Origin of the sequence: Clostridium sp. C2-6-12 (assembly GCF_009928485.1) — a bacterium.
In the GTDB taxonomy this organism is placed as follows: domain Bacteria; phylum Bacillota; class Clostridia; order Clostridiales; family Clostridiaceae; genus Clostridium.
Genome location: NZ_JAABNP010000004.1, coordinates 80,369 through 105,746, shown reverse-complemented (window position 1 = coordinate 105,746; position 25,378 = coordinate 80,369). Strand labels below are relative to the sequence as shown.

The window sequence follows — 25,378 nt, the reverse complement described above, 5'->3', positions numbered from 1 at the left end:
CGTATCAGATAAAAAAATTAACACAAAAGAGTGTTTAAGGAGGAAATATATAAATGAAGAAAATTTCAGATGATATCTTATTTAAGGTTGAGAAACCAAGTAGATATACTGGTGGGGAATTAAATGAAATAGTTAAGAACCCAAGTGAAGTTGACATAAGATTTGCATTTTGTTTTCCAGATGTTTATGAAGTTGGAATGTCTCATCTAGGAAGCAGAATACTTTACCATACTATAAATCAAAGAACAGATACATATTGTGAAAGATCCTTTGCTCCATGGCCAGACATGGAAGAACAGCTTAGAAAGAATAATATTCCATTATTTACATTAGAAACTAAAGATTCTTTAAAGGATTTTGATATTTTAGGTTTTACACTTCAATATGAAATGAGTTATACAAATATTTTAAATATGCTTGATATGGCTGGGATTACTATAAGAGCCTCAGAAAGAGGAGATGATGAACCGATAGTAATGGCTGGAGGACCTTGTGCATATAATCCAGAACCTTTATACGACATTGTTGATTTCTTTGAAATTGGTGAAGGCGAAGAAATGATGAATGATGTTTTAGATGTATATAAAAAATATAAAGGTAAGGGAAAAAAGAATGAATTTTTAAGAGAAATATCTAAAATTCAAGGTATTTATGTGCCTTCATTATATGATGTTGTTTATAATGAAGACAACACAATAAAAGAGTTTAAACCTAAGTATGAAGACGTACCTAAGACTGTAAGAAAGAGAATAATAAATAATTATACTAAGGTAGATTTTCCAACAGAAATAATAGTTCCTTATTCAGAAATAGTTCATGATAGAATTGTTTTAGAGTTATTTAGAGGATGTACAAATGGTTGTAGATTCTGTCAAGCAGGTATGATCTACAGACCTGTTAGAGAAAAGACAAAGGAAGATTTAAAAGATTTAGCTAGAAAATTAATTAAGAGCACTGGGTATGAAGAAATTTCTCTTTCATCATTAAGTACTTGTGATTATTCTGACATTAAAGGGCTAATTAATGATTTAATTACAGAACACGAAGAGGAAAGAGTTGGAATAGCACTTCCATCAATCAGAGTAGATGCTTTTTCGGTAGATTTACTTAAGGATATTCAAAAGGTTAGAAAAACTGGATTAACTTTTGCACCAGAAGCTGGTTCTCAAAGAATGAGAGATATAATTAATAAAGGTCTTACAGAAGAAAAAATTCTAGATGCAGCTACAAGTGCTTTTGAAGCAGGTTGGAAGACTTTAAAGCTTTACTTTATGGTAGGGCTTCCTTATGAAGAATTAGAGGACTGTCAAGGTATTGGTCAATTAGCAGAAAAAATAGTATATAGATATAAGCAAGTACCTAACAAGGTTAACAATAATAAGGGATTAAGACTTACAGTAAGTACTTCAATACTTGTACCTAAGCCATTTACACCATTCCAATGGTCACCAATGGCAAAATTTGACGATGTTACTGAAAAAATAAAAGCGGTTAAATCATCAATTAAATCTAAATGTATAGTTTACAATTATCATGAACAAAAAACTTCTGTAATGGAATCTGTTTTTGCAAGAGGAGACAGAAGATTATGTGATGTATTAATAAAAGCCTTTGAAAAAGGTGCAAGATTTGATGGATGGGATCAGCATTTTAAATTCGATGTATGGATGGAAGCTATGGAAGAGTGTAATTTACCTGTAGATTTCTATGCATATAGAGAAAGAAGCTATGATGAAATATTACCTTGGGATTTCATAGATATCGGAGTTAATAGAAAATATTTGGAAATAGAAAATGAAAAAGCTAAAAAAGCAGAATTAACACAAAACTGTAGAGAAGGTTGTACAGGATGTGGATTCGATATAAACTTTAAAGATGGGAAGTGTTTTGAAGGTGCGATACTTAACTAAATTTACTAAAGAAGAAAATATTAAGTTCATATCTCATTTAGATGTACTTAAAACAATTCAAAAAAATATTAGAAGAGCAGGGCTTCCAGTAGAGTTTTCACAAGGCTTTAATCCTCATATGAACACTTCAATAGCCCAGCCGTTATCAGTAGGAGTATATTCAAGTGGAGAATATATGGATATGGTATTAGTAACTGAGATGGATGAAAAAGAAATTGTGGATAAATTAAATGCAACTGCTCCAAGTGGAATAAAATATATAAGTGCAACAGCAATTCCTTATACTGAAGGAGAGAAAAAAGTTCCTCAGGCTATGGCGTTAATTGATGCAGCAAGATACACTATAAAGGTTAAATATTCAGATTTATCGGCTTTAGAAGATGAAATGAACAAACTTTTAGAGACAAAGGAATGGATAACTATAAAGAAAAGTAAAAAAGGTGAAAAAGAAGTTAATTTAAGAACTTTTATAAAAGATTTTAGTTTTTGGATTAAGGATGAATATTTAGTACTTAACGTATTAATAAGCACAGGAAGCAGGGAACATTTAAGTGCAGATTTATTAGTAAACTACATTCAAGAAAAGACTTCAAATTCAGTTTTAGATGCTTTTGTTAATATTAAAAGAGAAGAAATGTATTTCTATAAGGGCGATAAACTTGTACCACTATACTCAGTTAAGAGTTAAAGAAGAAAATTAAAGATACTCCAAAGGAAAAGTGAGGGTATAAAAAGTGAATGTTCAAATTTTATATTTGGAAACATGAACTTTCTCTTTAGAGCTTTTATATTTGGTTCCTCGAATTTCTCCTTTGAGCTATCATCTACAACTCTTAACTTTGAACTCTAAACTCCTAACTGGAAAGGGCGGTGTGATATGAAAGAGATTTTTATAGAAAGAAGAGAGAAACTTCTAAGAATTGCTGTAAAGCATAATAATGAATTAGTAGAAAGTATTGTTGAAGAACAAAAAAATGAACCTATAATAGGAGAAATTTATAAGGGAAAAGTTAAAAATATCATTCCTGGAATTAATTCTATATTTGTTGATTTAGGTTTAGATAAAGAAGGCTATGTGTATTACAGTGATGAGTTAAAAGAAAAAGGAATAAAAAAAGGAGACGAAATATTAGTTGAAGTCATAAAAGAACCTATCAATGATAAGGGAGCTAAATTATCAACTAAAGTTTCAATTCCTGGAAGATATGTAGTTTTAAATTGTTATGGCAAAGGCATAGAGTTTTCTAAGAGAATAGAGGATGAAACAAAGAAGAAGGATATTTTAGAAAATATCACCCTTTTAGAAGATGCATCTATAACTGTTAGAACAGAAGGTGCAGAAGTCACTTTAGAAGTACTTAAGAAAGAAATAGATAAGCTTTACGAAGAATTTAAAAATATTGATAAAAAAATGAAACATTCCTTAGGGTCTAAAAAGCTTTATGGAGAAGACTTAAGTTTAACTAAGCTGTTAATTAATTCAAGTAGTGATGAAGTAACAAAAATTTATGTAGATAATGAAGCGGATTTTCAAAAAGTATCAAATTACATCAAAGATGAGAAAAGTTTCAAAGTAGAAAAATATGAAGGTTATAGAAATCTTTTTGATTTTTATGGCTTAGAAAAAGAATTATTAAAACTTAGACATAATAAAGTTAAGCTTCCATGTGGAGGCTACATAGTAATTGATAAAACAGAAGCAATGTATGTTATTGATGTAAACAGCGGAAAAAATATAAAGGAAAACAGTTTTAATAAGACTATTTTAGAAACTAACTTAGAAGCTGCCAAAGAAATCGGAAAGCAAATAAGACTTAGAAATTTAAGTGGAATTGTTGTTATAGACTTTATAGACATGAGAGATAAGAGTCAAAAAGAAACAGTTATGAAAGCACTTAAAGAAAGTTTAAGACTAGATAAAGGAAATGTAAAGATATTTCCATTTACTCAACTGGATTTAGTACAAATTGCAAGAAAAAGACAAGGAAAAAGCATATATGAGTACATGGAGGAACAATGTGATTTATGTAAGGGCAGAGGTATAATTTTAAAACTTTCATATATTGAAGGTCTTATTAAAAATGAAATAATAAGAATGGGCGAAGAAAATTCAATAAAATGTTTCCATATACAAATTGATAGTGTCTATAAAGATAAAATCAAAGAAGATATTTTTAATTTTATAAAGGAAATAGATGGTTTAGATAAAGAAATTTATTTAAATTATGTTGATGGAATTGAAGGATATAAAATAGAACCACTTATATTTCAAGGACAAAAGGATAATTTAAAGGATTATAAGGTTACTGCCATAGAAAAAATTTAACTGAAGAAATTAAAACTCAAAATTATATTTGGATAATTCCATTTATAATTTTGAGTTTTGCTATTTATAGATAAATTTATTACATTTTTTTATTATAGTATTTGTATGCTATTACATAAGTTAATAAGAATATACAAACTATCAAAGAAAGAACATTGAATAATATTGGGTAGAATATTCCTCCAATTAGTCCGATAATATATAGTGAAGCAAGCATTACATAAGCAGCTAGATTGAGTGATTTACGAGAAATTTCTACAATTCTTTCATCAGTATTGTTTAAGCGGCTTTCTTTAAGCTTTTTTTCATTCTTAAGAAGAGATTTATTTTTTATCCATAAAACTAAACCAGCTGCAAAGAGGCTTGAACCAAGACCGGTATATATTCCTAATACTTTATCACTAACAGGTGTCTTTAAATAAAATTCTCCTAAAATACTAGCTAAAGCTGTTATAATACCAATAACCATAAGTATCACCATAATTTTCATACGATTTTTTATTATATTCTTATATTCTTCATTAGTTTTTGCTGTAGTTGTACAAAAAATATTTTTCATAGATTTTCCTCCTCTAAATCAAAAAGAAATACTTCTTCAATAGTTGTATTAAAGAACTGTGCAATTTTATGTGCTAATATCAAAGATGCATTATATTTCCCGTTTTCGAGAGAAATAATTGTCTGCCTTGTAACATCAACAGCATCTGCAAGTTCGCTTTGAGTTATTTTTTTTGCCTTACGCAAATCTTGAATTTTATTTTGCAAATTTTCACGACCTTTCAATAAGTACAGTTTGCTTTACATTTTTAGTATAGTACACTTTGCATTTGATGTCAAGCACACTATACATTTTTCGTTTCAAAATAAAAAATATATGATTTCACATTATTATTTGCAGCTGTTTTTCCAAAATAGAAGTGGATAGCATAAAATAAAAAAATAAGTTTTATTGCGGATAAATGAAGAATATGCTTTACAAACCATAAAAAATATGATAAACTGGCTTTTGTAAACCGCGCACGTAAGGTTTTCTAAAACAAAGTTAAATCTTTGTACCAAAAGTGGCGAGACCGTTATGAGGAGGTGTTTTAATGTACGCAGTATTAGCAACAGGTGGTAAACAATACAGAGTTCAAGAAGGAGACGTAATATACGTTGAAAAATTAAACGCTGATGTTGATTCAACAGTTGAATTAAATGAAGTTTTAGCTGTAGGAACTGAAGATGGTATCAAAGTTGGTACTCCAGTAGTTGAAGGAGCTAAAGTTGTAGCTAAGGTTGCAGCACAAGGTAAGGCAAAGAAAGTTGTAGTTTTCAAATATAAGTCTAAAAAAGACTATAGAAGAAAAAATGGACACAGACAACCTTACACTAAGCTAGTAATCGAAAAGATCGAAGCTTAATATTATGATTAAAGTAAAAATCAAACAACATAATGAAAATATTGTTGGATTTGTAATGAATGGTCATGCTATGGGTGGAGACAGGGATTTTTCAAATGAGCCTGCTTTAATAGGAGAAGCATTTGATTTAATCTGTAATTCTGTTTCGGTACTATCTCAAAGTGTAATCATTGGATTGGATGAAGTGTTAAAGCTTAATTCAACTTACGAAATCAATGATGGCTACTTAAAATTGGATCTTCAAGATTTTACTCAAGAGGAACTAAACCAAGCTCAGGTTTTATTAAGAACCTTTGAAAAGAGTTTGGAAAGTGTAATTTTAGGATTTGATCAATTAGTAGGGGAAAAGAAACGTAGAGAATATATAACTTTAATAAAAGAGGAGGTGTAGTCACATGCTAATTATGAACCTTCAATTATTCGCTCATAAAAAGGGAGTAGGTAGTTCTAAAAATGGTAGAGACTCTGAATCTAAGAGATTAGGAGCTAAATCTGCTGATGGAGAATTTGTTCTTGCAGGAAATATCCTTTATAGACAAAGAGGAACTAAGATTCACCCAGGTGAAAATGTTGGAAGAGGTAAAGATGATACTTTATATGCTAAGATCGATGGAATCGTAAGATTTGAAAGACTTGGTAGAGATAAGAAGAAAGCAAGTGTTTACCCAGTAGACGTTGAAGCAATAGCTGAATAATTTATTTTAGAAATTAAGCACTCTTAAACTAAGAGTGCTTTTTTTAAATGCCTATTAGAAAGAATGTTTTAGTTGAGATTAAACATTAAATGAAATATAATAAATTAAGCTTTTTAGGGAATAATAATTATAATATTGTAGCTGAAAATTTATTTAGCTATATTTTATAAGTTAAATTAATTAAGATGAATAGATAGTGTAATATAAATCAGCTAAGAAAATATAGAAGCATAATTTGTTTACATTATCAAATAAAATAAACAAGGAAAGGTGATTATATGTTTATAGATAAAGCGAAGATCTTCGTTAAGTCTGGAAATGGTGGAAATGGTGCTATCACTTTTAGAAGAGAAAAATATGTACCACTTGGCGGACCAGATGGTGGAGATGGTGGAAAAGGTGGAAGCATTATCTTTAAAGTTGATACAGGTATAACTACACTGTTAGATTTTAAATATAAAAAGAAATTTATTGCAGAACCTGGTGGTAACGGTAGTGGTGCTAAGTGTTATGGAAAAGATGGTGAAAGCCTTGTAATAAAAGTACCTATGGGAACAATTATAAGAGAAGCAGAAAGTAATAAGATAATTGCAGATTTATCGCATAAAGATCAAGAAATTGTATTACTAAAAGGCGGAAAAGGTGGAAAAGGTAACGTAAAATTTGCTACAGCTACAAAGCAAGCACCTCACTATGCAGAACCAGGAATGCCAGGAGATGAATTAAATTTAATACTAGAATTAAAGCTTCTTGCAGACGTTGGATTATTAGGTTTCCCTAATGTAGGAAAGTCAACATTACTTTCTATGACAACAAAAGCAAAGCCAAAGATTGCAAATTATCATTTCACTACTTTAAATCCTAATTTAGGAGTTGTTGCAGTTAATGGAATAGAACCATTTGTTATGGCGGATATTCCAGGAATAATAGAAGGTGCAGCAGAAGGTGTAGGACTTGGAATTCAATTCTTAAGACATATTGAAAGAACAAGACTTTTAATTCATATAGTAGATATTTCAGGTGTTGAAGGTAGAGAACCATTTGAAGATTTTGTTAAAATAAATGAAGAATTAAAGAAGTATTCAGTTAAGCTTTGGGATAGACCACAAATCGTAGTAGCTAACAAAACTGATATGCTTTATGATGATAGTATTTTTGAAGACTTCAAGAAAAAAGTTCAAGAAATGGGCTTTGATAAAGTATTTAAAATGTCAGCAGCTACTAATGAAGGTGTTGATGCTGTAATGAAAGAAGCAGCAAGAATGCTTAAGGAAATTCCTATTAAGGAATTAGAAATTTCAGAAGATGAAATGTATATACCAGAAGATAAGAAATTTACTTATGAAATCAGTGTTGAACATAATAAAGATGAAGAAGAAGAATATGATATTTACATTGTTGAAGGTTCGTTTGTTGATAGATTATTAAGTGCTGTTAACGTAAATGATGCCGATTCTTTAAGGTATTTCCATAAAGTTCTTAGAAACAAAGGTGTATTTGATGAGCTCAGAGAAATGGGAATAAAAGATGGAGACATGGTAAGATTAAATGACTTTGAATTTGAATACGTGCTATAATCAATTAACAGTTAACAATTAACAATGAAAAGTTGAGGAAAAACTCCATAGGAGTTTAAAATATGTTTTTAAGAAATTCTAAAGGGACTTCCTCAATAATTGTCAATTGTACATTGTTAATTGAAAAACCCCCAGGGATAAATAATACAACTAACTATATGTTGAAATTTTAGGAGGAAAATAAATGTTAACAGGAAAACAAAGAGCTTATTTAAGAGGTTTAGCAAATGATCTATCGCCAATATTCCAAATAGGGAAAAATGGTGTTGAAGAAAACTTTTTAATACAAGTATCACAAGCTTTAGAAGCTAGAGAATTAATAAAAATAAAAGTTTTAGAAAACAGCGGTTTAGAGTCAAGAGAAACTTCAGATATGATATGTAAGGCTCTAAAATGTGAAGGGATTCAAGCTATTGGGAATAAGATTGTATTATATAAACAATCAAGTAATCTTAAAAAGAGAAAAATAGAACTACCTAAAAAATAGAACTTTGAATTAGTTAATTACCCTGTAGAAGCAGACACGAAGATAAGTGTGTTAATCTCCAGGGTATTTTTATGTTCAAAATAATATGTGGTGTTGATTATTAAATTTAATTTATTTTAGTAAAAATTAAGATATTAAAAATAATATTTAATACTACTTCGTGATATAATAGTAAAATAACCTTTTTACTTTGGAGGAAAGCTTATGAAACGGTATGGTATAATAGGAGGGACATTTGATCCTATTCATTATGCGCATTTATATATAGCTTATGAAGCTAAAGAACAATTAAAGTTAGATGAAGTAATATTTATGCCAGCAGGAAAGCAGCCGCTTAAGGCGGATAAAATAGTTACAGATTCTAATCTTAGATATAATATGGTGAAGCTAGCAATACAAACATATGATGGTTTTTCTGTTTCAGATTATGAAATCGAAAAAGAAGGACTTAGTTTCACATATGAAACCTTAGAAGATTTTAAAAACAATACAAATGAAGAAATAGAACTATTTTTTATAACTGGTGCAGATTGTTTATTAACTTTAGAACAGTGGAAATCAGTTGAAAAGATTTTTTCTTTGGCATCTCTTGTAGTGTTCCCTAGAGTTGGAATTAGTAAAGAAGAAATGATAGAAAGAAAAGAGTTAATTGAAGAAAAATATAATGGAAAAATTATCATCTTAAATTTAAAAGAACTTGAAATATCTTCAACCTATATAAGGGAAAGAGTAAATAAAAATCAAAGAATTGATTTCTTTGTACCATCAAAAGTAGCAGAGATAATATACAAAAATAAATTATATATCAATAAATAGAATTATAAATTATTATAAAGTAAAGCTATATAGTTAAAGTTACAATGCAGTTAAACATAATCCTTAACTGTTAATTGTTAACTGATAATTGATTAACGGGGGTATTTATGTTATCTATAGAAGAAATGAACTTATATCTAAAAGAAAATTTATTAGAAAAGCGTTATATTCACGTAACTGGTGTTGTTGAAATGGCTAAAAAGTTAGCGCAGCTAAACAATGTTTCAGAAGAAAAAGCTGAAATTGCAGCCTTGGCTCATGATGTGGCTAAAAATTTAGCTAAAGATACAATGAAGAAAATAATAGCAGAGAATAATATTATTATTTCATCAGTGGAGGAAAATAATTCTAACTTATGGCATGGTATTATTGCGCCAATAGTGGCTAAAGATAAACTTGGAATTGAAGATGAAGAAATATTGGATTCTATTAGATGGCACACTACAGGAAAAGAAAATATGTCTGTTTTAGCTAAAATAATATATATTGCAGATATGATAGAGCCAAATAGAAATTTTAACGGTGTTGAGGAGATAAGGAAAATTACATATGAAAATTTAAATGCGGGTGTGTATGAAGGGTTAACTCAAAGTATACAATTTTTATTGAGCAAAAACCTGCTTATTGATGAAAATACTATTAAAGCTAGAAATTATTTTTTATTTGATTCTGAATTTAATAAATAATTCATATAGTCTCAAAATACAAGAGGTGAGTTATGGGGAGACGGTTTGAAAAGAAAAAAAAGAAAGCTATACTTTCAAAGATTTTTAGAAGAGATAATTCTACTTCAATACTTGAAAAGGTAATTATAGGGATAATAGCATTTGTGTTAACATTTATTGTGATTTCAACAATATTTGGAGTTTCAGCATTAATGAAAATTGGAAGTAAGTCAATGCCAAGCAGTATTGATGTATCTTCAAGGGATCCTGTAAATATATTAGTACTTGGAATGGATATTGGAGATCCAAAACAGGTGGACAATCAATCTATAAAAAGAACAGATACAATAATGGTTTTGAATTATAATCCAGCTAATGATAAGCTTACAGTTGTATCGATTCCAAGAGATACCTTGATAAATATTAATGATAGAAATGTTAAGATAAATGCTGCTTATGCAATTGGTGGGTACCCTAAAATAAAAGCGGAAGCTGAAAGTTTATTAAATATAAAAATTAATTATTTAGTAAAAATCGATTATAATGCATTTAGAGAAATTATTGATGCTCTAGGTGGAATTGAAATGAAGATTGAAAGAAATATGATTTATGATGATGAAGGACAAAATCTTCATATTAATTTTAAGGCTGGAGAGACAGTTAACTTAGATGGGAAAAAAGCTGAAGAGTTTTTTAGGTGGAGAAAAAATAATGATGGAAGTGGCTTTGCTAATGGCGATTTAGATAGGATTGAAAATCAACAAAAATTCATATCTAAGGTGGTAGATAAATTTACAAGTCCTTTTATAATATTTAGGATTCCAAGTATAATGTCAGCGTTAGGTGATAACATAGAAACAAATATGTCATCATTTAAAGTTATGAGTTATGGCTTAAAGTTTATGAATTTAAAAAAAGATAAGATGTCAATGGTAATAGCAGCAGGGACGCCTAAAACTATTCATGGAGAATCTTTTTTAATATTTGATAAGAACGGAAATAAAGATGTTATAGGTTCTTTAAGTTCAGCAGCGTCAGCTAAAAATTCATCAGTAAATATATCTAAAGATGATATTAAAATTAAAGTATTAAATGGAACTAAAATTAATGGACTAGCAGCTAAAGCAATGCAACAGCTTAAAAACGCAGGATATTCCAAAATTGATACAGGAAATACTGAGGTCACTGATAAAAGCGTAATAATGTCCAATGATAATGATAAATTAAAAATAGTTAATCAGGATTTAAACATCAAAAATGATGATAAAAAAGATACAAGAACAGAATATAAAGAGTATGATGTGATAATAATCTTAGGGAAGGATTATGCATCTTTGGTTGAATAGATTGTTGATAAAGTTGTAATATTTATAGAAAATTGTGCACATATAAAAAAAGCGCATAGCGCAATCAAGAACTTATCACATATAAAAAAGCGCATAGCGCAATTAAGAACTTATTAAGTGCAACCGAGAACTTAAATAATAATAATGAATTCGAATTAAAAACTGTGGGTAAAATTTTGCTCTGTATGTTTTCAAGTAAGTTATATGAGGAGTAGATTAATTACATGAGTATTTTAGAAAAAAAGGTTACAAATATAGAAGAGGGAACTAAAATTAGAGAATATCTTAAAACAGAGCTTGGATTATCAACAAGACTTATAAGAAGTGCCTCTATTAATAAAAAAATATTTGTCAACGATCAAGTTGTAAAAATGAATAGAGTATTAACTATTGGAGAAACAATAAAAATAGACTTAGAAAAAGATGAAAGTCAGGATATAGCACCAGAAAAAATGGATATAGATATAGTCTATGAAGATGAAGATATATTAGTAGTAAATAAAAAACCTTTTATGGTGGTGCATCCAACTAAAAGCTATCAAAGTGGAACTCTTGCTAATGGAGTAATAAATTACTTTATGGAAAGTAACCAAAATTGCATTGTGAGATTAGTTTCAAGACTGGATATGAATACTTCTGGACTTATTATAATTGCTAAAAATCAATTTTCGCATGGAATGTTATCAAAGGAAATGACTGAAAACAAGGTGGAGAAAAGATATTTAGCAATAGTTCATGGAATTATGAAGGAAAAGCAGGGCACAATCGATCAACCTATATACAAACCAGAAGGTATTGAAAATGGAACTAAGAGAATTGTTGATGAAAGAGGACAAAGAAGTATAACTCATTATAAAGTTGTAGAAGAATTTAATAATGCAAGTTTAGTAGAATGTAAATTAGAAACTGGTAGAACTCACCAAATAAGAGTTCACTTAAATCATTTAGGACATCCAATCTATGGCGACACCTTATATGGTTATGGAGAAGAGGAAGAGGATTTAATAAAGAGGCAGGCACTTCATGCTTATGGACTAAATTTTAAATCTCCAAGAACAGGAGAAGAACTTGCACTTAGAGCTGAACTTCCAGAGGATATGAAGGAATTGATTAATAAGATAAAATAGAAAATAATTAATTTCTTAAATTGTAAATCACATTGTTCAAAAATGAATGATGTGATTTTTTTTGAGGACACAAAGAGTACAGATTGTAATATTAGTATGGTTATGGGAGGGGAAGAAATTGAAATATAAAGTTTTATTAGTTGAAGATGAAGAAAGAATGCAGGAAATAATTAAGGATTATTTTCAAGTAAAAGAATGTGAGGTGATTTGTGCCAGCGATGGAATAGAAGCTTTGGAAATATTAGAAAGGGAAAATGTTGATTTAGTTCTATTAGATATTATGATGCCAAAACTTGATGGTTTTTCCGTTTGTGAAAAAATACGTAAAGGTAAAGTTGAAGGTTCTATGAATGGCAGTGATATGCCTATAATTTTTATTACGGCTAAAAGTGATGAGGAGGATAATCTTCATGGATATAGCTTAGGAGCAGATGATTATATAACAAAGCCTTTTTCACTTAAAGTATTATATGCTAAATGCATTTCTGTAATTAAAAGAGCAAGGGGAATCATAGTAGACGACAAGCTTTATGCACAAGAAATTTGTGTGGACTGTAAAACGCATAAAGTTTATATAAATGATAAAGAAATTTTTCTTCCTAAACTGGAATATGATTTACTTTATTATTTTATTGTAAATAAAAACAGGATTATAGAAAGAGAGCAACTATTAATTAAGTTTTGGGGATATGATTTTGATGGAAATGACAGGGTGCTTGATACTCATATTAAAAAGTTACGTAAGGCTTTGGGAGAAGGCGCTTATCATTTACATACAATTGTTAAGGTGGGATATAAATTTGAGGTGAGGAATGATGAAAGTTAAAATTACTTTTAAAAGCATATTTTTAAGGACAGGATCTATGTTTTTTACGTTTTATTTTATTGCTGCAATTGTATTTACAGGAATATACTATAAATCTAAAGTGGATGAGAATAATGCTAAGTTTGATAATATGGGGAGCGTTTTACAAGATAGAATAACTAAAAATATATATGATATTGAATATGAAAGATTATCAGACGATAGGACAGGGTTTTGGTTAAATGACCTAAATTCTTTGAATAAGGATATAAATTATTTAACAAGTTTAAATAGTGAAATTTCAACAGCATCTTTTGATAATGAAATGTTTTCCAAAACTTATTTATATGATGAAAATTTTAAGCTGTTAGCTAAATCTGGTAATATCCTATTGAGTGCTGAAGAAGAACCTGAAAAATCAAATATAGATCATTGCAATGTAAATAGATATATTGATTTAGATAAGTATTTATCAGAAGATGAAAAAATAGAATTTTTTAAGATCTTTAATCAAAAAAGTAAATCAAAAAAATATTTAATTAAAGGACAAGGGTTTGTTAATGGAAATGAAATAATACCAGAACTATTAGAAATTTATGAAAGTATAATAGATGAAGCAGTAAATCCAAATGAAGGTATAAAAAGTGGAGAAAAAATTAAAACATATAACTTTAATGCTGAAGGCATAGGGGGATTAAGAAAAATAGAAATATCTGATAATTTTTATCCTTATTGGGAGGTTAATTATAGGAAAGATATTTATAGGGAAAATAATAGCGATTATTTATATAAAAAAATCTTTCAAAGATATAACAGTTTTACGGAATACAATAAAGATGAACTAAGAAGTCTAATGGATAATAAGGGGCATAGTATAAATAAGCTTACTACAACTAAAAATTTTTGTAAAATTGATAATGAAATTTTTTATAAAGTTAATTATGAGTATATTAATACCTTATATATAAATGGCCATCAATATTATTTATGTTTAAAGGCAGATTATTATCCATGGGAGGAAATACTACCAAAGGCGATTCCGTTATATTTGCTTTCATTTATTATGGTCCTTGCAATGACAATGATTTTATCAAAGGGCTTATATAAAACCTATGAAAAGCAGGAGGATTTAGAAAAAAACAGAAGAGAACTTACAAGTGCTATAGCTCATGAACTAAAAACTCCGCTTGGAATTATTAGAACATATGGAGAAGGTCTTAAGGAGAAAATAGCTGAAGATAAAAGAGACAAGTATTTAGAGGTAATAATAGATGAAACCTATAAGATGGATAAAATGGTGCTTGAAATGTTAGATTTATCTAAACTTGAAGCAAAAGCTTATGAATTGAAAAAAGAAAACTTCTGCATAAATGATCTTATAGAAGGAATTATGAAGAAAAATGAGAAGGTGTTTAATGATAAGAGCATTAATGTTAATTATACAAGCGATAAAGAGTATTATATTGATGCTGATTATGTACGTATTGAGCAGGTGATAAACAATTTATTATCCAATGCCATATATCACACTGAAGAAAATAAATCTATAAATATAGGATTAAATAACGAGAAATTTATTATTGAAAATGAAGGAGAGCATATTTCAAAAGATAAAATAAGTTTAATATGGAATACATTTTATAGAGGAGATAGTTCAAGAGATAGAAGTGAAAGAAGAACGGGAATAGGACTCGCAATAGTTAAAAATGTTTTGCAGCTCCATAACTTTAAATTTGGTGTGGAGAATACAACGATTGGAGTTAGGTTTTGGTTCAAGTTTTAAATATAATTTTCATAGTTTGGTTAAATGAGGATATTTGAATGGGCTAAGGAGTTTTGTATTGATTTCCTTAGCCTTATTTTTGATTGGGTTCTATTTCCATGAAGATTCATTGCTTATTTTAAATATTCCATAAACTTTCTAGATAATTTAAGAAATTCTCTAAGTGCAGGAGAAATCCATTTATCCTTATGATAAAGCACTTGGGATATTATTTGGAAATCAGGACCAGCCCAATTTAAAGGAATAAGTTTCCCATTAATTATTTCATCTTCTACAGCAACTTTGGGAAGCAGTGTTATTCCGAGACCACTCATGGTAAATTGCTTAATAGCTTGGACGCTTCCGGTTTCTAAAGTTATATTTGGTTTAACATTACAGTTGGCTAAAATATTTTCAAGTGCAGCTCGGTAGCTGCAGCCCATTTCTGTTAATACAAGAGGTTCGGTTTCAATATCCTTTGGGAATATTGCTTTTTTATTTATGAGTGGATGACCAGGATAAGCCAAAAGAACCATAGGTTCAGGAATCTCTATATCTGATATAAATTCTTTTGAATCTATTTTAACGCCTAAGGAAAATGCTACATCAATAATATTATCATTTAAAAAATACCTAAAATCAGCACAGCTTCCAAATTTTAAAGAAACTTCTACTTCAGGATATAGTTTTTTATATTCCTTAAGTATTTCTGGCAATCTTAAAACACATAATGATTCAGCAGCTCCAATTGTTAAAGTTCCACTTGGAGTTTCCTGACTAAAGACTGTGCTTTTGATATCACTTGATAGCTTTATTATTTGTTTTGCATAAGGTAAAAGCTTCTTTCCTTCATGCGTTAAAGTAACATTTTTGCCTATTCTTTCAAAAAGCTTTACTTCAAGCTCACTCTCAAGTAGTTTAATTTGAGTTGTTACACTAGATTGAGCATAACCTAAAACTTCTGCAGCTTTGGTGAAGCTTTGAAGTTTGCTTATTGTCAAAAAAGCATTTAATTGTTTAAAATCCATAAAATCATCTCCATCAAAAAAATTGATTATAATAATAGAAATTATCAATTTTACTAATATATGTATAGATGATATCATATCTATAAGCAGTAGGCAAAATATATTTTAAGGGGGATATTTAAATGAATAGTAAATTAAAAGTAGGAATAATAGGGGCAACAGGTATGGTTGGGCAAAGATTTGCATGCCTTTTAGAAAATCATCCTTGGTTTGAGGTCACTGTTCTTGCTGCAAGTAAAAATTCAGCAGGTGTAACTTATGAAGAAGCTGTGGGTAATAGGTGGAAGATGACTACACCAATACCTGATAAATATAAGAATATGATAGTTAAGGATGCTTTTGAAGTAGAGGAAATCTGCAACATGGTTGATTTTATATTTTGTGCAATCTCATTAGATAAAGAGCAGACTAGATTACTTGAAGAAGATTATGCAAAGCATGAGACTCCAGTTATATCTAATAATTCGGCGAATAGAAACGTAGATGATGTACCAGTTTTAATTCCTGAAATAAATGGAGCTCATGCACAAATCATTGAAAGTCAAAGGAAGAGATTAGGAACTAAGAGAGGTTTTATAGCAGTAAAGCCTAATTGCTCAATTCAAAGTTATGTACCACCTATAAATGCTCTTATGGAATATGAACCAGAAACAATATTAGCGTGCACTTATCAAGCTATTTCTGGGTCTGGGAAGACTTTTAATGAGTGCCCAGAGATTCTTGATAATGTTATTCCATTTATAGAAGGAGAAGAAGAAAAGAGTGAAAATGAACCACTAAAGATATGGGGGGAAATAGAGGATGGTAAAATTGTAAATGCTAAGAATCCTATTATTACAACACAATGTATAAGAGTACCTGTAACAAATGGACATTTAGCAGCAGTTTATGTTAACTTCAAGAAAAAGCCTTCTAAGGAGGAAATAATAAATTTGTGGGAAAATTTTAAAGCACAAGAAATAGTTTTAAATTTACCAAGTGCACCAAAGAATTTCCTAAAATATTTTAATGAAGATAACAGACCACAAACTAATTTAGATAGAGATTATGAAAATGGAATGGGAATATCTATGGGAAGATTAAGAGAAGACAAAGTATTCCATTATAAGTTTGTATGCCTTTCACATAATACTTTAAGAGGGGCTGCAGGAGGCGGAGTTTTATCTGCTGAGTATTTGAAGGCTTGTGGATATTTAACTGCAAAATAGAGTGAATAATTTTATATATTAATCCTAAATTTTTAGGTGAATTTATAAAAGGAGGTAAAGAAGTTTGTATTTATTGCGGTATTTGTAAAGTGTCATGTCCGGTGGAAGCAATAAAAGATAATACTTTATTGGGAGTTGAATGTGGCAAATACCAAGATAAACGAGATACTGATAGTGGCATTGATGGAAGTTATATATTTAAATGCGAAGAATGTGTGCGTGCTTGCCCTATAGGAAGTTTTCTAGAAAAAACCAGTATATCTAGATAAAAAAATAGGCTATATTTCAAGGTATTATTGAAATATAGCCTAAAAAAATGAAAACTATTAATAAAACTTAAACATCTTTTTTAGTTCTACTTTTTATATATTTTCTTAAACCAAAGCCTCCAGCTAATAGTCCGACACCAGTAGCTCCTGCATAAATTGGAAGATTAGGAGTTTGTGATAAGGCTTTAACAGAAGCGATTGGAGACTGGTAATGCCTTGAGGTTCCAGATGCTAAATCAACAGTTAAATATTCTTTCCCGTTTACATAAAGAGTTCCTTTTAGAATGTTATCACCTTCTTCAAAAGATTTTTTACTTAAATCTTTATCTTCTACCTTAAGTTCAGATGAAACTGATTTTTCATTTCCAGTAGGAACAATATAATCTATATCTTTTTTTACTTTAAGTGGTATTGTAAGATCATCGTTTATCTTAAATTCTGAAACTTGGGTATCTTTTTTATAAATATGTACTAGAGAAAAGTTATTAAAACCATAGTTAAAAACAGTCTGCATATCACGGAAATTTTGATCTTTATCTAGTGCATTTAAAAATGCAGCTACAAGTATATGGCCGTCATGTTCAGCGGCGGCTACATAAGTATGGTTTGATTTTGTTGTATATCCATTTTTTCCACAAATAGCAAATGGATAATAATATTTAGAATTTTTATTAATCATATAATTTTTATTGTTAATTATAATAGTTTTTGAAGGATCACTCTTTAAAGTTATTGTATAAAAAGGAGTCTTTGAAATTTCCATATAATCCTTATTATTAACTGCTTCTCTTAAGAACAAAGCTAAATCATGTGCAGTTGTTGTGTGTTCAGGATCAGGTAGTCCACTTGGATTTTTGAAATTTGTGTGAAGAGCGCCAAGCTCTTTTGCCTTAGCATTCATAAGCTTGGCAAATTCAGTAGTATTTCCAGAAATATGGTCAGCTAAAGCGTTAGCACAATCGTTTCCAGATTCTAAAATAAGACCTAAAAGCAAGTCTTTTACTGTTAGCACATCACCTTTTAATAAACCAATAGCAGTTCCATCTATTTTTGTGAAATCTTCTTTAACAGTAACTTGGTCATCTAGTTTACATTTATCTAAGGCTACGAGTGCAGTTACAACTTTAGTTGTTGAAGCGGGCTCTAAAACTTTTTCTTCATTTTTTCCAAATAAAACTGTTCCTGTAGAGGCATCGATTAAAGCGCACCCCTCAGCATTGATTTGAGGTCCAGCAGAATCTGCTTGAGCATTAGTATATGTAAAGCAAAATAAAAACAAAAATACTATGTTAAATATTTTAAAAATTCTTTTCATAAAATTCTCCATAATTATATATTTTGAAATATAAATTTATCCTAAAATAAAAAAAGTTTAAATTTCTTTATTTATTTTTAGTCGTGCTTATAATCTATTTTACCAAAAAAAATAGGTTTATGCTATATTAAGTTTAGAATAATTCCAATAATAGTCTAAATTGCAATAAAAATGGTAATAATATACATAGAGCAAAATGTTAGTTTTTTGGGCTTAGTAAGGAGATAAGTTAATGATACAGGAATTATTAAAAGATAAGAAAAAAATAGGTATTGGAATAGTATTGTTTATAGTGGTAATTATTTCTGGAATCACATACGTTAAATCTGGATATAAGGAGTTAAAAAAAAATGATACTGAAAGTATATTTGTAGACAATTCAGATGAAAATGAACAATTGAATGAAAATAAGAGCAAATATAAAAATACTTCAAAAAAAGCTAATGGAGATATAAGTAATAAAGGGATAAGTATTCCTGCCAAAGAAAATACTATAATTGTTGAAATTAAAGGCGAAGTAAAGAAACCAGATGTATATACCTTAAATGAAAGTGCTATTGTAAAGGAACTTATTGAAGCTGCTGGAGGACTTACAGAAAATGCAGAATTAAGCAATATAAACAGAGCTAAAAAGCTACAAAATCATGAATTAATTTATATAGCCAATAAAAATGATGTAAACAAAGAAGTCAGTAATGAAAGTTCTGGTATAAAGAGTTCTGATAATAAAGTTCAAGGGGGGAATAATAAAAGAATTAATATAAATACTGGAACCTTAGAAGAGTTAAAGACTTTAAATGGAGTTGGAGATTCAAAGGCTAAAAGTATAATTGAGTATAGAGAGCAAAATGGAGGGTTTAAATCCATAGAAGATATAAAAAATGTAACAGGAATTGGGGAAAAGATGTTTGAAAGGATAAAGAATCAAATAGAATGTTAACTATAAAATTTACATTACAAAGCAAAAAAATGGTATTCTTTTAAAGATATACACTATAATGTTTGCACGTAAGTACAAAAAAATATATAATATACATGCATGTTAAATAAAATTAAGTATAAACGTATAAATTCAAACATATAAACTAAGTATTTGTTTGCAATAAATTTGCTTATTAGGGGATAAATTAATCTAAAATTATTATAATAAAGTTAATTTTGAATTAGATAATTTATTTATAAAAAAACAAAAGTATAATGTTGACACAAAGTTGTAATACAAAAGTGATAGTATTGTATTATTAATTTGCCTTGAGTGGTTAGTCATGAAAATTAATTGCCGTATGTAAGTTCTAGTGAAATTTATACATCTAATAGTTGTTATTAAGCAATTAATATTTTGTTATTATACTTTAAAATGTGCAATAAACAAATGTTTAAGGAGAAGAAGGAGGAGTATTTCTTGTCTAAGAAAATTATAAGTGTGATAATGAGCTTAATAGTGGTGACTTCATTAGTAGGATGTCAAAATTCAGTGGGAACAGAAGAGAAAAAAACTGAAAAAACAGCAACAACAGCTGTAGATAATTCAAGTGAAGAGGATGCTAATTTAGAAGGAACATGGGCTGAAAAATATACCTTAGAAGAAACACAAAAACTCTTTAAGGAAAAGTTAGCTAAAATGGAAAGTGTAACAAAAGAATTAGGTATAAAATATAGCAAAGACGAAAAAATAAAAAAAGAAAATAAAGTATCTGTAAATGATAATTCAATATATTACGACAATGCTAAGCCAGAAACCAATAAAATTGAAAGTATGTATTTTGGTATGAAGACATATGGAGAAAATTTAGAATCTGGTGATATATCTTTAAAACTAAGTTTGAATTTTGATGGCGAAGGTGCTATAAAAAATAACAATTTTGATTTAGGGAAAACCTCGTTCAAAAAGTACATAGAAGCATTTACAGGACAGGAAAACAGAGATTATTCAGATATAAATAAGCAAATAATTGAAAAACTAAAAAATGGAGAACAAGTTGTGATAAATAACACAATAGATGGCTTAAAAGAAGAAATACGAGCTACCAAAACGTGTATTATATATAAATTATCTACTAAAAAGTACAAATTTGCAGATGCAGAAATGAGTATGAAGTAGAATATAAGGGGGAAACTTTGTTGGAAAATAACAATATAAAAGAAAACGAAACAGTAAATGAAGCAGAAGAAAATGAAGTAAAAGTTTCAGAAGAAATAATGGAGGCTAATGTAAATACTGAACTTCATAATTTAGTAAATGAAGATGTGACGGTGAAAAATGAAAAATCATCAATTAAAAGCTTTTTAGCTAACATTCTTGACCAAACTTTATTAATAGCAGCTTCAGCAATATTAATAATTTTACTAGATCAAATAATAAGATTATTTGGATATATGTTTGTGAGAGAAACAGGCGGAATAATATTAGCGGCAGGAATTATTTATTTCATTTTAAATTGTATTTATGCACCAATAATGGAAAAGACTAGAGCAAAAGCTACTATTGCAAACAAGATATTAAATATAAACTAATTTTTGATTAAAACATTAAAAGAGGATAGAATATAAAAGAATTTTTATATCCATTCTCTTTCTTAATGTCTAGATAATTAAAATTAATCATATTAGAAAAAATAATAGATATAGGGAGTAAATAATGAGAAGAGGAAGCGATTTAAGCGTTAAGATAGAAAAGTTACAATTTCCATCAACAGGTATAGGTCAAGCAGAAGGCAAAACAATATATGTAAAAAATGCTTATCCAGGCCAAACAATAACAGGAAGAGTAAAAAAGAAAAGGGAAGAGTATGCAGAACTTAAATTATTAAGTGTGGATGAAAGAGCAGATTATGAAATTGAAGGACCATGCCCTCACTTTGGTGTTTGTGGAGGATGCTCATCTCAAAGTATACCTTATGAAAAACAATTACAATTTTTAAGTGAAGAAGTTAAAGCTTTATTTGAGGAAGCTAATGTACCTACAGGGGAATATCTAGGCATTCAAGGAAGCCCAAATCAATGGGAATATAGAAATAAAATGGAGTTTACTTTTGGTGATGAAGCTAAAGGTGCACCGCTTTCTGTAGGAATGCATATGAGAGGAAAATCATTTGGAATTGTAACTGTAGATAATTGTAAGATAGTTGATGAAGATTATAGAAAAATTATCAGATTAACTGCAGATTACTTTCAAGAACAAGATTTACCATACTACAGAGTAATGAAGGCAGAAGGTTACTTAAGACACTTAGTTATAAGAAAAGCCCAAAATACAGGTGAAATCTTAGTGAATTTAGTTACAACTACTCAAATAGATTTTGATTTAAGCGATTATGTTAAGCTTTTAAGAAACGAAAGCTATAAAGGAAATTTAGTCTCAATAATACATACAGAAAATGATTCAAGATCTGATGCTGTAATACCTGAGAAAATTAATATATTATTTGGTAAAGATTATATTAGAGAAACTCTACTAGGCTTGCAATTTAATATATCACCATTTTCTTTCTTCCAAACAAATACAAAGGGAGCAGAAAGCCTTTATACAATAGTTAAAGAATTTATGGGAGACAGCAATGATAAAGTTGTATTTGACCTATACTGCGGTACAGGAACAATAGGGCAAATAGTAGCAGGGAATGCAAAAAAAGTTGTGGGTATAGAGCTTATTGAAGAAGCAGTAGAAGCTGCAAAAGAAAATGCTAAATTAAATGGATTAAATAACTGTGAGTTCTTAGCAGGTGATGTAGCGGAAATTATAAAAACAGTTAAAGATAAACCAGAAATAATAATTTTAGATCCACCAAGAAGTGGGGTGCATCCTAAAGCTTTAGATTATGTGATTAAATTCAATGCACCAGAAATAATATATGTCTCTTGTAACCCTAAGACTTTAGTGGAAGATCTTAAGGTGCTTACAGAGAAAGGGTATGAGATTGTAAAGACTAAAGTGAAGGACATGTTTCCAAATACTCCTCATGCTGAAACTGTGGTTAAACTAATCAAGCGATAGATTCATTATTGATAGCAAAATTGATATAAAGTCTTCCGACATCCGATATTCTTCCGACCGAAGATTTAGGAGGTCGGAAGATTTATTTTTACGGATAAAAATAAAAAACTATATATTTAGATCTTGAGAAATATGGTACTATCTACAAATTAAAACAGATCTTACATTCAGATTTAAAATCAAATTATTAAATAAAAGTGTAACTTTTTCTATTTTAATGAAACTAATGTAATGTAGTGTAGTGTTATAAAGGAGGTGGAAAAGTGCAAGGAGATGAAGCTATTCAAGAATTTGATGTATTATATCAAAAATATCATGATGATATTTATAAATTTTTAATGAAATTAACTATATATAATTCCTATTTAGCTGAAGAACTTACGCAAGAAACCTTCTATAGAGTTTATTTAGGAATTGGTAGCTTTAAAGGCAAGTGCCATATTAAAACTTGGATATGCCAGATCGCAAAAAATAGTTATTATTTATATATAAGAAAAAATAGAAAAACAGAAAATTTTAATGTTTTCTCTTCTATATTTGATAAGGTAGATCCCAAATCTCATATTAGTAGCACGGAAAAAACTTATGAAAATAAGGAAATGATCAATATTATGATTAGAATTATTAATTCTTTTAAAGAAATAAATCAAAATGTAATGATTTATAGAATTTTTTTCAATATGCCTTATACTGAAATTTCTAAATTATTAGGAATAAGCGAAGCTTCGGCAAAGGTAATTTATCATAGAGGAAAAATTGTAATGCAGAATAAATTGAGAGAGGAGTATGGCTATGAAATATGATTGTGAAGTCATTAGAGATTTATTACCTATTTATAAGGATGGCATTGCTAACAAAAAAAGCAATGAAGTCATTGAAGAACATTTTAAAGAGTGCAAAGCATGTGAAGAATATTATAATGACCTTAATAAAGCTGAAATTGATTTACCAGAACCTATAGTAATTGAAAATCAAAATGTTGTTAATTATGGGAAGAGAGTTAGAAAGAAAATAAAAATAGCTTTTATTTTAGTGGCAAGTATTATAGCTTTTTTACTTTTTGTCATAACTTTTATGTGGATGTTTTTTACTGGTGGATTTCCTACTAAAACATCAAATATAAAGGACTATGGTTCTTTTAAAGATTTTAAGGGATATAGTAATCTTTATATTTTTCCAAAAGAAATACCAAAATCAGCGAAAGTAGATTCCTATTACTATTACCATAGGGATACTCTTTTTGATCCTACGTGTCAGATTTATTTAGAATATTCTCTTTCAAAAACAGATTTTGATGCGGAAGTATTAAGGCTTTCTAAGATTTGTGAAAGTTATGAAAATCAAAATTATAAAGACAAGGTAAACAACATTGTCTATGACACCAAAAATTTTATGTATCCAGCTTATGTAACAATATTTAATCGAAATCATTGCTATGAGTATGCACTACTTGATAATGAAGAACATAAGATTATTTATGTATTTACTCAATTTATCGAGCTTAAGAATGTAAATTTTGATAAAAAATATTTGCCAGTAGATTTTGGAAAGGAAAAAAGTAGTAAAGGTTATAATATGTATTATTCTGGAAATGATTTTGGATATTTTGAAAGGCATAAACGATGAAATAATTATTAGGATATTTTAATTGGATAAAGTATAGATTAAGAATCATAAATATGTTCACCTCACCGTAAATAGCACAAATGGTGAGGTGAATATTTTTTATGATGAAGCGCTTAGATTATAGACAATTATTGAAAAATGAAATTATATTAATATTAATTTTATATAAGGGTTTCAATCATAATTTTTGATACATAATTATGGGAATTTTTTTCGGCTATATCTGAAATTAGATATTCTTCAAAAGAATAATCTCCTAGAGGAATTTTATTTTTTTCAGCATATGATAGCATTTGGTCATACAGCTTATAGAATTCCTCATACTTACCTTTATAATACCCACATAAATATAGTCCGGGTTTACGTATTATAGTTTTTCCTTCAACATGATTATCAGATTTTATATATAAATAAGAATAATTTAAATATTGTTTACTATTTATATTATCTACAGAAACGATTGTTCCTACGGATTCATTAATAGTTATACCTAAACTTTTACAAAACTTAATATAGTCTTCCATAAATAAAGCAAAGTCTTTATCTGAAGTATTTTCAAGATTTTGTGATCTTAGAATAATAGTTTCTGGAAGTGACTCAAGGTGTATGTTATCATTACTTTTTAATGCTTCTGTGGTTATGTCTTTTAATGTTTTAATGGTTTTTTGAATATCTTGAAGCCATTTTATTTTTTCTGAGATTTCTGTATTCTTTTCTTCTAGCAAATCTAAAAACATACTTGGGTCTCGATTTTCAAGATATTCTTTTATATCCTTCAAAGACATTCCTAAATTTTTTAAATTTAATATGACATATAAAGTGAAATACTGTTCATAAGAGTAATAACGATATCCGTTTTCTTTTATTAATTCAGGTTGAAATAGACCAATTTCATCATAATGAAATAAAACATGTTTATCTATATTACACATCTTTGCGAATTTTCCTGTAGTAAAATACTTTTTGTGCATTTATATTATCTCCTCTTGACTATAAGGTAACATTATAGTTTATCATAT

27 protein-coding genes are annotated in these 25,378 nt (G+C 28.7%); 22 read left to right on the top strand and 5 right to left on the bottom strand.

Translation table 11 applies throughout. The features are described from left to right. The first annotated feature begins 53 nt into the window (after window positions 1-53). The 3 genes from GXK56_RS04890 to GXK56_RS04880 all read left to right on the top strand — a co-directional run bounded on the left by GXK56_RS04890 (window position 54) and on the right by GXK56_RS04880 (window position 4,236). Window positions 54-1,910 (top strand): TIGR03960 family B12-binding radical SAM protein, encoded by a 1,857-nt coding sequence (locus tag GXK56_RS04890; protein ID WP_160685725.1) that lies wholly within the window; start codon window positions 54-56, stop codon window positions 1,908-1,910. Further along, window positions 1,894-2,598 carry a TIGR03936 family radical SAM-associated protein gene (locus GXK56_RS04885; protein ID WP_160685723.1) on the top strand — a complete coding sequence of 235 codons (705 nt, stop codon included), beginning with the start codon at window positions 1,894-1,896 and terminating at the stop codon, window positions 2,596-2,598. Before GXK56_RS04890 ends, GXK56_RS04885 begins: the two co-directional genes overlap by 17 nt. A gap of 189 nt (window positions 2,599-2,787) precedes the next feature. Beyond that, on the top strand, window positions 2,788-4,236 hold the full coding sequence (locus GXK56_RS04880) for an Rne/Rng family ribonuclease (RefSeq protein WP_160685721.1): 1,449 nt from the start codon (window positions 2,788-2,790) through the stop codon (window positions 4,234-4,236). Window positions 4,237-4,315: 79 nt separating this feature from the next. Here GXK56_RS04880 and GXK56_RS04875 read toward each other — a convergent pair whose 3' ends face one another. Then, window positions 4,316-4,795, bottom strand: a complete 480-nt coding sequence (locus GXK56_RS04875) for a hypothetical protein (RefSeq protein ID WP_160685719.1) — start codon at window positions 4,793-4,795, stop codon at window positions 4,316-4,318. Continuing rightward, a complete protein-coding gene (locus GXK56_RS04870; RefSeq protein WP_160685717.1) occupies window positions 4,792-5,001 on the bottom strand; it encodes a helix-turn-helix transcriptional regulator in 210 nt (69 codons plus the stop codon). Before GXK56_RS04870 ends, GXK56_RS04875 begins: the two co-directional genes overlap by 4 nt. Before the next feature lie 326 nt (window positions 5,002-5,327). On the opposite strand from GXK56_RS04870, the gene rplU reads away from it, so the two are divergent. The 11 genes from rplU to GXK56_RS04815 all read left to right on the top strand — a co-directional run bounded on the left by rplU (window position 5,328) and on the right by GXK56_RS04815 (window position 14,940). Next, on the top strand, window positions 5,328-5,639 hold the full coding sequence (gene rplU, locus GXK56_RS04865) for a 50S ribosomal protein L21 (RefSeq protein ID WP_160685715.1): 312 nt from the start codon (window positions 5,328-5,330) through the stop codon (window positions 5,637-5,639). Between the two features lie 4 nt (window positions 5,640-5,643). Further along, a complete protein-coding gene (locus tag GXK56_RS04860; RefSeq protein ID WP_160685713.1) occupies window positions 5,644-6,030 on the top strand; it encodes a ribosomal-processing cysteine protease Prp in 387 nt (128 codons plus the stop codon). A 4-nt stretch (window positions 6,031-6,034) separates the two neighbouring features. Beyond that, window positions 6,035-6,334, top strand: a complete 300-nt coding sequence (gene rpmA / locus GXK56_RS04855) for a 50S ribosomal protein L27 (RefSeq protein ID WP_160685711.1) — start codon at window positions 6,035-6,037, stop codon at window positions 6,332-6,334. Between the two features lie 278 nt (window positions 6,335-6,612). Further along, the gene (obgE, locus tag GXK56_RS04850; protein ID WP_160685709.1) at window positions 6,613-7,911 is read left to right on the top strand and encodes a GTPase ObgE; all 1,299 of its coding nucleotides are present in this window, start codon (window positions 6,613-6,615) and stop codon (window positions 7,909-7,911) included. A gap of 184 nt (window positions 7,912-8,095) precedes the next feature. Continuing rightward, entirely contained in the window at window positions 8,096-8,398 is a 303-nt protein-coding gene (yhbY, locus tag GXK56_RS04845) for a ribosome assembly RNA-binding protein YhbY (RefSeq protein WP_160685707.1), read from the top strand. A 204-nt stretch (window positions 8,399-8,602) separates the two neighbouring features. Continuing rightward, window positions 8,603-9,214, top strand: a complete 612-nt coding sequence (gene nadD, locus GXK56_RS04840) for a nicotinate-nucleotide adenylyltransferase (RefSeq protein ID WP_160685706.1) — start codon at window positions 8,603-8,605, stop codon at window positions 9,212-9,214. A gap of 107 nt (window positions 9,215-9,321) precedes the next feature. Beyond that, on the top strand, window positions 9,322-9,900 hold the full coding sequence (yqeK, locus tag GXK56_RS04835; protein WP_160685704.1) for a bis(5'-nucleosyl)-tetraphosphatase (symmetrical) YqeK: 579 nt from the start codon (window positions 9,322-9,324) through the stop codon (window positions 9,898-9,900). A gap of 32 nt (window positions 9,901-9,932) precedes the next feature. Next, window positions 9,933-11,225 carry an LCP family protein gene (locus GXK56_RS04830; RefSeq protein WP_160685702.1) on the top strand — a complete coding sequence of 431 codons (1,293 nt, stop codon included), beginning with the start codon at window positions 9,933-9,935 and terminating at the stop codon, window positions 11,223-11,225. 224 nt (window positions 11,226-11,449) lie between these two features. Then, window positions 11,450-12,352: an RluA family pseudouridine synthase gene (locus tag GXK56_RS04825; RefSeq protein WP_160685700.1), complete on the top strand. Its 903-nt coding sequence runs from the start codon at window positions 11,450-11,452 to the stop codon at window positions 12,350-12,352. A gap of 118 nt (window positions 12,353-12,470) precedes the next feature. Beyond that, window positions 12,471-13,178: a response regulator transcription factor gene (locus GXK56_RS04820; RefSeq protein WP_160685698.1), complete on the top strand. Its 708-nt coding sequence runs from the start codon at window positions 12,471-12,473 to the stop codon at window positions 13,176-13,178. Continuing rightward, window positions 13,165-14,940 (top strand): HAMP domain-containing sensor histidine kinase, encoded by a 1,776-nt coding sequence (locus tag GXK56_RS04815; RefSeq protein ID WP_243156018.1) that lies wholly within the window; start codon window positions 13,165-13,167, stop codon window positions 14,938-14,940. Before GXK56_RS04820 ends, GXK56_RS04815 begins: the two co-directional genes overlap by 14 nt. Window positions 14,941-15,053: 113 nt before the next feature. Here GXK56_RS04815 and GXK56_RS04810 read toward each other — a convergent pair whose 3' ends face one another. Beyond that, window positions 15,054-15,947, bottom strand: coding sequence for a LysR family transcriptional regulator (locus GXK56_RS04810; protein ID WP_160685696.1), 894 nt, complete (start codon window positions 15,945-15,947; stop codon window positions 15,054-15,056). Window positions 15,948-16,069: 122 nt separating this feature from the next. On the opposite strand from GXK56_RS04810, the gene asd reads away from it, so the two are divergent. Continuing rightward, entirely contained in the window at window positions 16,070-17,155 is a 1,086-nt protein-coding gene (gene asd, locus GXK56_RS04805; RefSeq protein ID WP_160685694.1) for an aspartate-semialdehyde dehydrogenase, read from the top strand. A 5-nt stretch (window positions 17,156-17,160) separates the two neighbouring features. Further along, window positions 17,161-17,424 carry a 4Fe-4S binding protein gene (locus GXK56_RS04800; protein WP_160686030.1) on the top strand — a complete coding sequence of 88 codons (264 nt, stop codon included), beginning with the start codon at window positions 17,161-17,163 and terminating at the stop codon, window positions 17,422-17,424. Window positions 17,425-17,491: 67 nt separating this feature from the next. On the opposite strand, the gene GXK56_RS04795 is transcribed toward GXK56_RS04800, so the two are convergent. Then, complete coding sequence (locus GXK56_RS04795; RefSeq protein WP_160685692.1) at window positions 17,492-18,739, bottom strand: D-alanyl-D-alanine carboxypeptidase family protein; 1,248 nt, start codon at window positions 18,737-18,739, stop codon at window positions 17,492-17,494. A gap of 232 nt (window positions 18,740-18,971) precedes the next feature. Between GXK56_RS04795 and GXK56_RS04790 the strand changes: the two genes are divergently transcribed. The 6 genes from GXK56_RS04790 (at window position 18,972) to GXK56_RS04765 (ending at window position 24,359) form a co-directional block, all read left to right on the top strand. Then, the gene (locus GXK56_RS04790) at window positions 18,972-19,679 is read left to right on the top strand and encodes a helix-hairpin-helix domain-containing protein (protein WP_160685690.1); all 708 of its coding nucleotides are present in this window, start codon (window positions 18,972-18,974) and stop codon (window positions 19,677-19,679) included. A gap of 462 nt (window positions 19,680-20,141) precedes the next feature. Further along, window positions 20,142-20,840 carry a hypothetical protein gene (locus GXK56_RS04785; protein WP_160685688.1) on the top strand — a complete coding sequence of 233 codons (699 nt, stop codon included), beginning with the start codon at window positions 20,142-20,144 and terminating at the stop codon, window positions 20,838-20,840. Between the two features lie 20 nt (window positions 20,841-20,860). Then, the gene (locus tag GXK56_RS04780) at window positions 20,861-21,253 is read left to right on the top strand and encodes an RDD family protein (RefSeq protein WP_160685686.1); all 393 of its coding nucleotides are present in this window, start codon (window positions 20,861-20,863) and stop codon (window positions 21,251-21,253) included. A gap of 124 nt (window positions 21,254-21,377) precedes the next feature. After that, complete coding sequence (rlmD, locus tag GXK56_RS04775; RefSeq protein WP_160685684.1) at window positions 21,378-22,733, top strand: 23S rRNA (uracil(1939)-C(5))-methyltransferase RlmD; 1,356 nt, start codon at window positions 21,378-21,380, stop codon at window positions 22,731-22,733. Between the two features lie 263 nt (window positions 22,734-22,996). Beyond that, entirely contained in the window at window positions 22,997-23,536 is a 540-nt protein-coding gene (locus GXK56_RS04770; RefSeq protein WP_160685682.1) for a sigma-70 family RNA polymerase sigma factor, read from the top strand. Continuing rightward, complete coding sequence (locus GXK56_RS04765) at window positions 23,526-24,359, top strand: zf-HC2 domain-containing protein (RefSeq protein ID WP_160685680.1); 834 nt, start codon at window positions 23,526-23,528, stop codon at window positions 24,357-24,359. The genes GXK56_RS04770 and GXK56_RS04765 overlap by 11 nt, the downstream gene beginning before the upstream one ends. A 161-nt stretch (window positions 24,360-24,520) precedes the next feature. Here GXK56_RS04765 and GXK56_RS04760 read toward each other — a convergent pair whose 3' ends face one another. Continuing rightward, window positions 24,521-25,330, bottom strand: coding sequence for a MerR family transcriptional regulator (locus tag GXK56_RS04760; protein WP_160685678.1), 810 nt, complete (start codon window positions 25,328-25,330; stop codon window positions 24,521-24,523). Window positions 25,331-25,378: the final 48 nt, after the last annotated feature.

Excerpts from the sequence above, each read along its gene's own strand:
- GXK56_RS04890 (WP_160685725.1), top strand. The coding sequence starts at position 54 with ATGAAGAAAATTTCAGATGATATCTTATTTAAGGTTGAGAAACCAAGT.
- GXK56_RS04880 (WP_160685721.1), top strand. The coding sequence starts at position 2,788 with ATGAAAGAGATTTTTATAGAAAGAAGAGAGAAACTTCTAAGAATTGCT.
- GXK56_RS04875 (WP_160685719.1), bottom strand. The coding sequence starts at position 4,795 with ATGAAAAATATTTTTTGTACAACTACAGCAAAAACTAATGAAGAATAT.
- rplU (WP_160685715.1), top strand. The coding sequence starts at position 5,328 with ATGTACGCAGTATTAGCAACAGGTGGTAAACAATACAGAGTTCAAGAA.
- GXK56_RS04860 (WP_160685713.1), top strand. The coding sequence starts at position 5,644 with ATGATTAAAGTAAAAATCAAACAACATAATGAAAATATTGTTGGATTT.
- rpmA (WP_160685711.1), top strand. The coding sequence starts at position 6,035 with ATGCTAATTATGAACCTTCAATTATTCGCTCATAAAAAGGGAGTAGGT.
- obgE (WP_160685709.1), top strand. The coding sequence starts at position 6,613 with ATGTTTATAGATAAAGCGAAGATCTTCGTTAAGTCTGGAAATGGTGGA.
- yhbY (WP_160685707.1), top strand. The coding sequence starts at position 8,096 with ATGTTAACAGGAAAACAAAGAGCTTATTTAAGAGGTTTAGCAAATGAT.
- nadD (WP_160685706.1), top strand. The coding sequence starts at position 8,603 with ATGAAACGGTATGGTATAATAGGAGGGACATTTGATCCTATTCATTAT.
- yqeK (WP_160685704.1), top strand. The coding sequence starts at position 9,322 with ATGTTATCTATAGAAGAAATGAACTTATATCTAAAAGAAAATTTATTA.
- GXK56_RS04830 (WP_160685702.1), top strand. The coding sequence starts at position 9,933 with ATGGGGAGACGGTTTGAAAAGAAAAAAAAGAAAGCTATACTTTCAAAG.
- GXK56_RS04825 (WP_160685700.1), top strand. The coding sequence starts at position 11,450 with ATGAGTATTTTAGAAAAAAAGGTTACAAATATAGAAGAGGGAACTAAA.
- GXK56_RS04815 (WP_243156018.1), top strand. The coding sequence starts at position 13,165 with ATGATGAAAGTTAAAATTACTTTTAAAAGCATATTTTTAAGGACAGGA.
- GXK56_RS04810 (WP_160685696.1), bottom strand. The coding sequence starts at position 15,947 with ATGGATTTTAAACAATTAAATGCTTTTTTGACAATAAGCAAACTTCAA.
- asd (WP_160685694.1), top strand. The coding sequence starts at position 16,070 with ATGAATAGTAAATTAAAAGTAGGAATAATAGGGGCAACAGGTATGGTT.
- GXK56_RS04795 (WP_160685692.1), bottom strand. The coding sequence starts at position 18,739 with ATGAAAAGAATTTTTAAAATATTTAACATAGTATTTTTGTTTTTATTT.
- GXK56_RS04790 (WP_160685690.1), top strand. The coding sequence starts at position 18,972 with ATGATACAGGAATTATTAAAAGATAAGAAAAAAATAGGTATTGGAATA.
- rlmD (WP_160685684.1), top strand. The coding sequence starts at position 21,378 with ATGAGAAGAGGAAGCGATTTAAGCGTTAAGATAGAAAAGTTACAATTT.
- GXK56_RS04765 (WP_160685680.1), top strand. The coding sequence starts at position 23,526 with ATGAAATATGATTGTGAAGTCATTAGAGATTTATTACCTATTTATAAG.
- GXK56_RS04760 (WP_160685678.1), bottom strand. The coding sequence starts at position 25,330 with ATGCACAAAAAGTATTTTACTACAGGAAAATTCGCAAAGATGTGTAAT.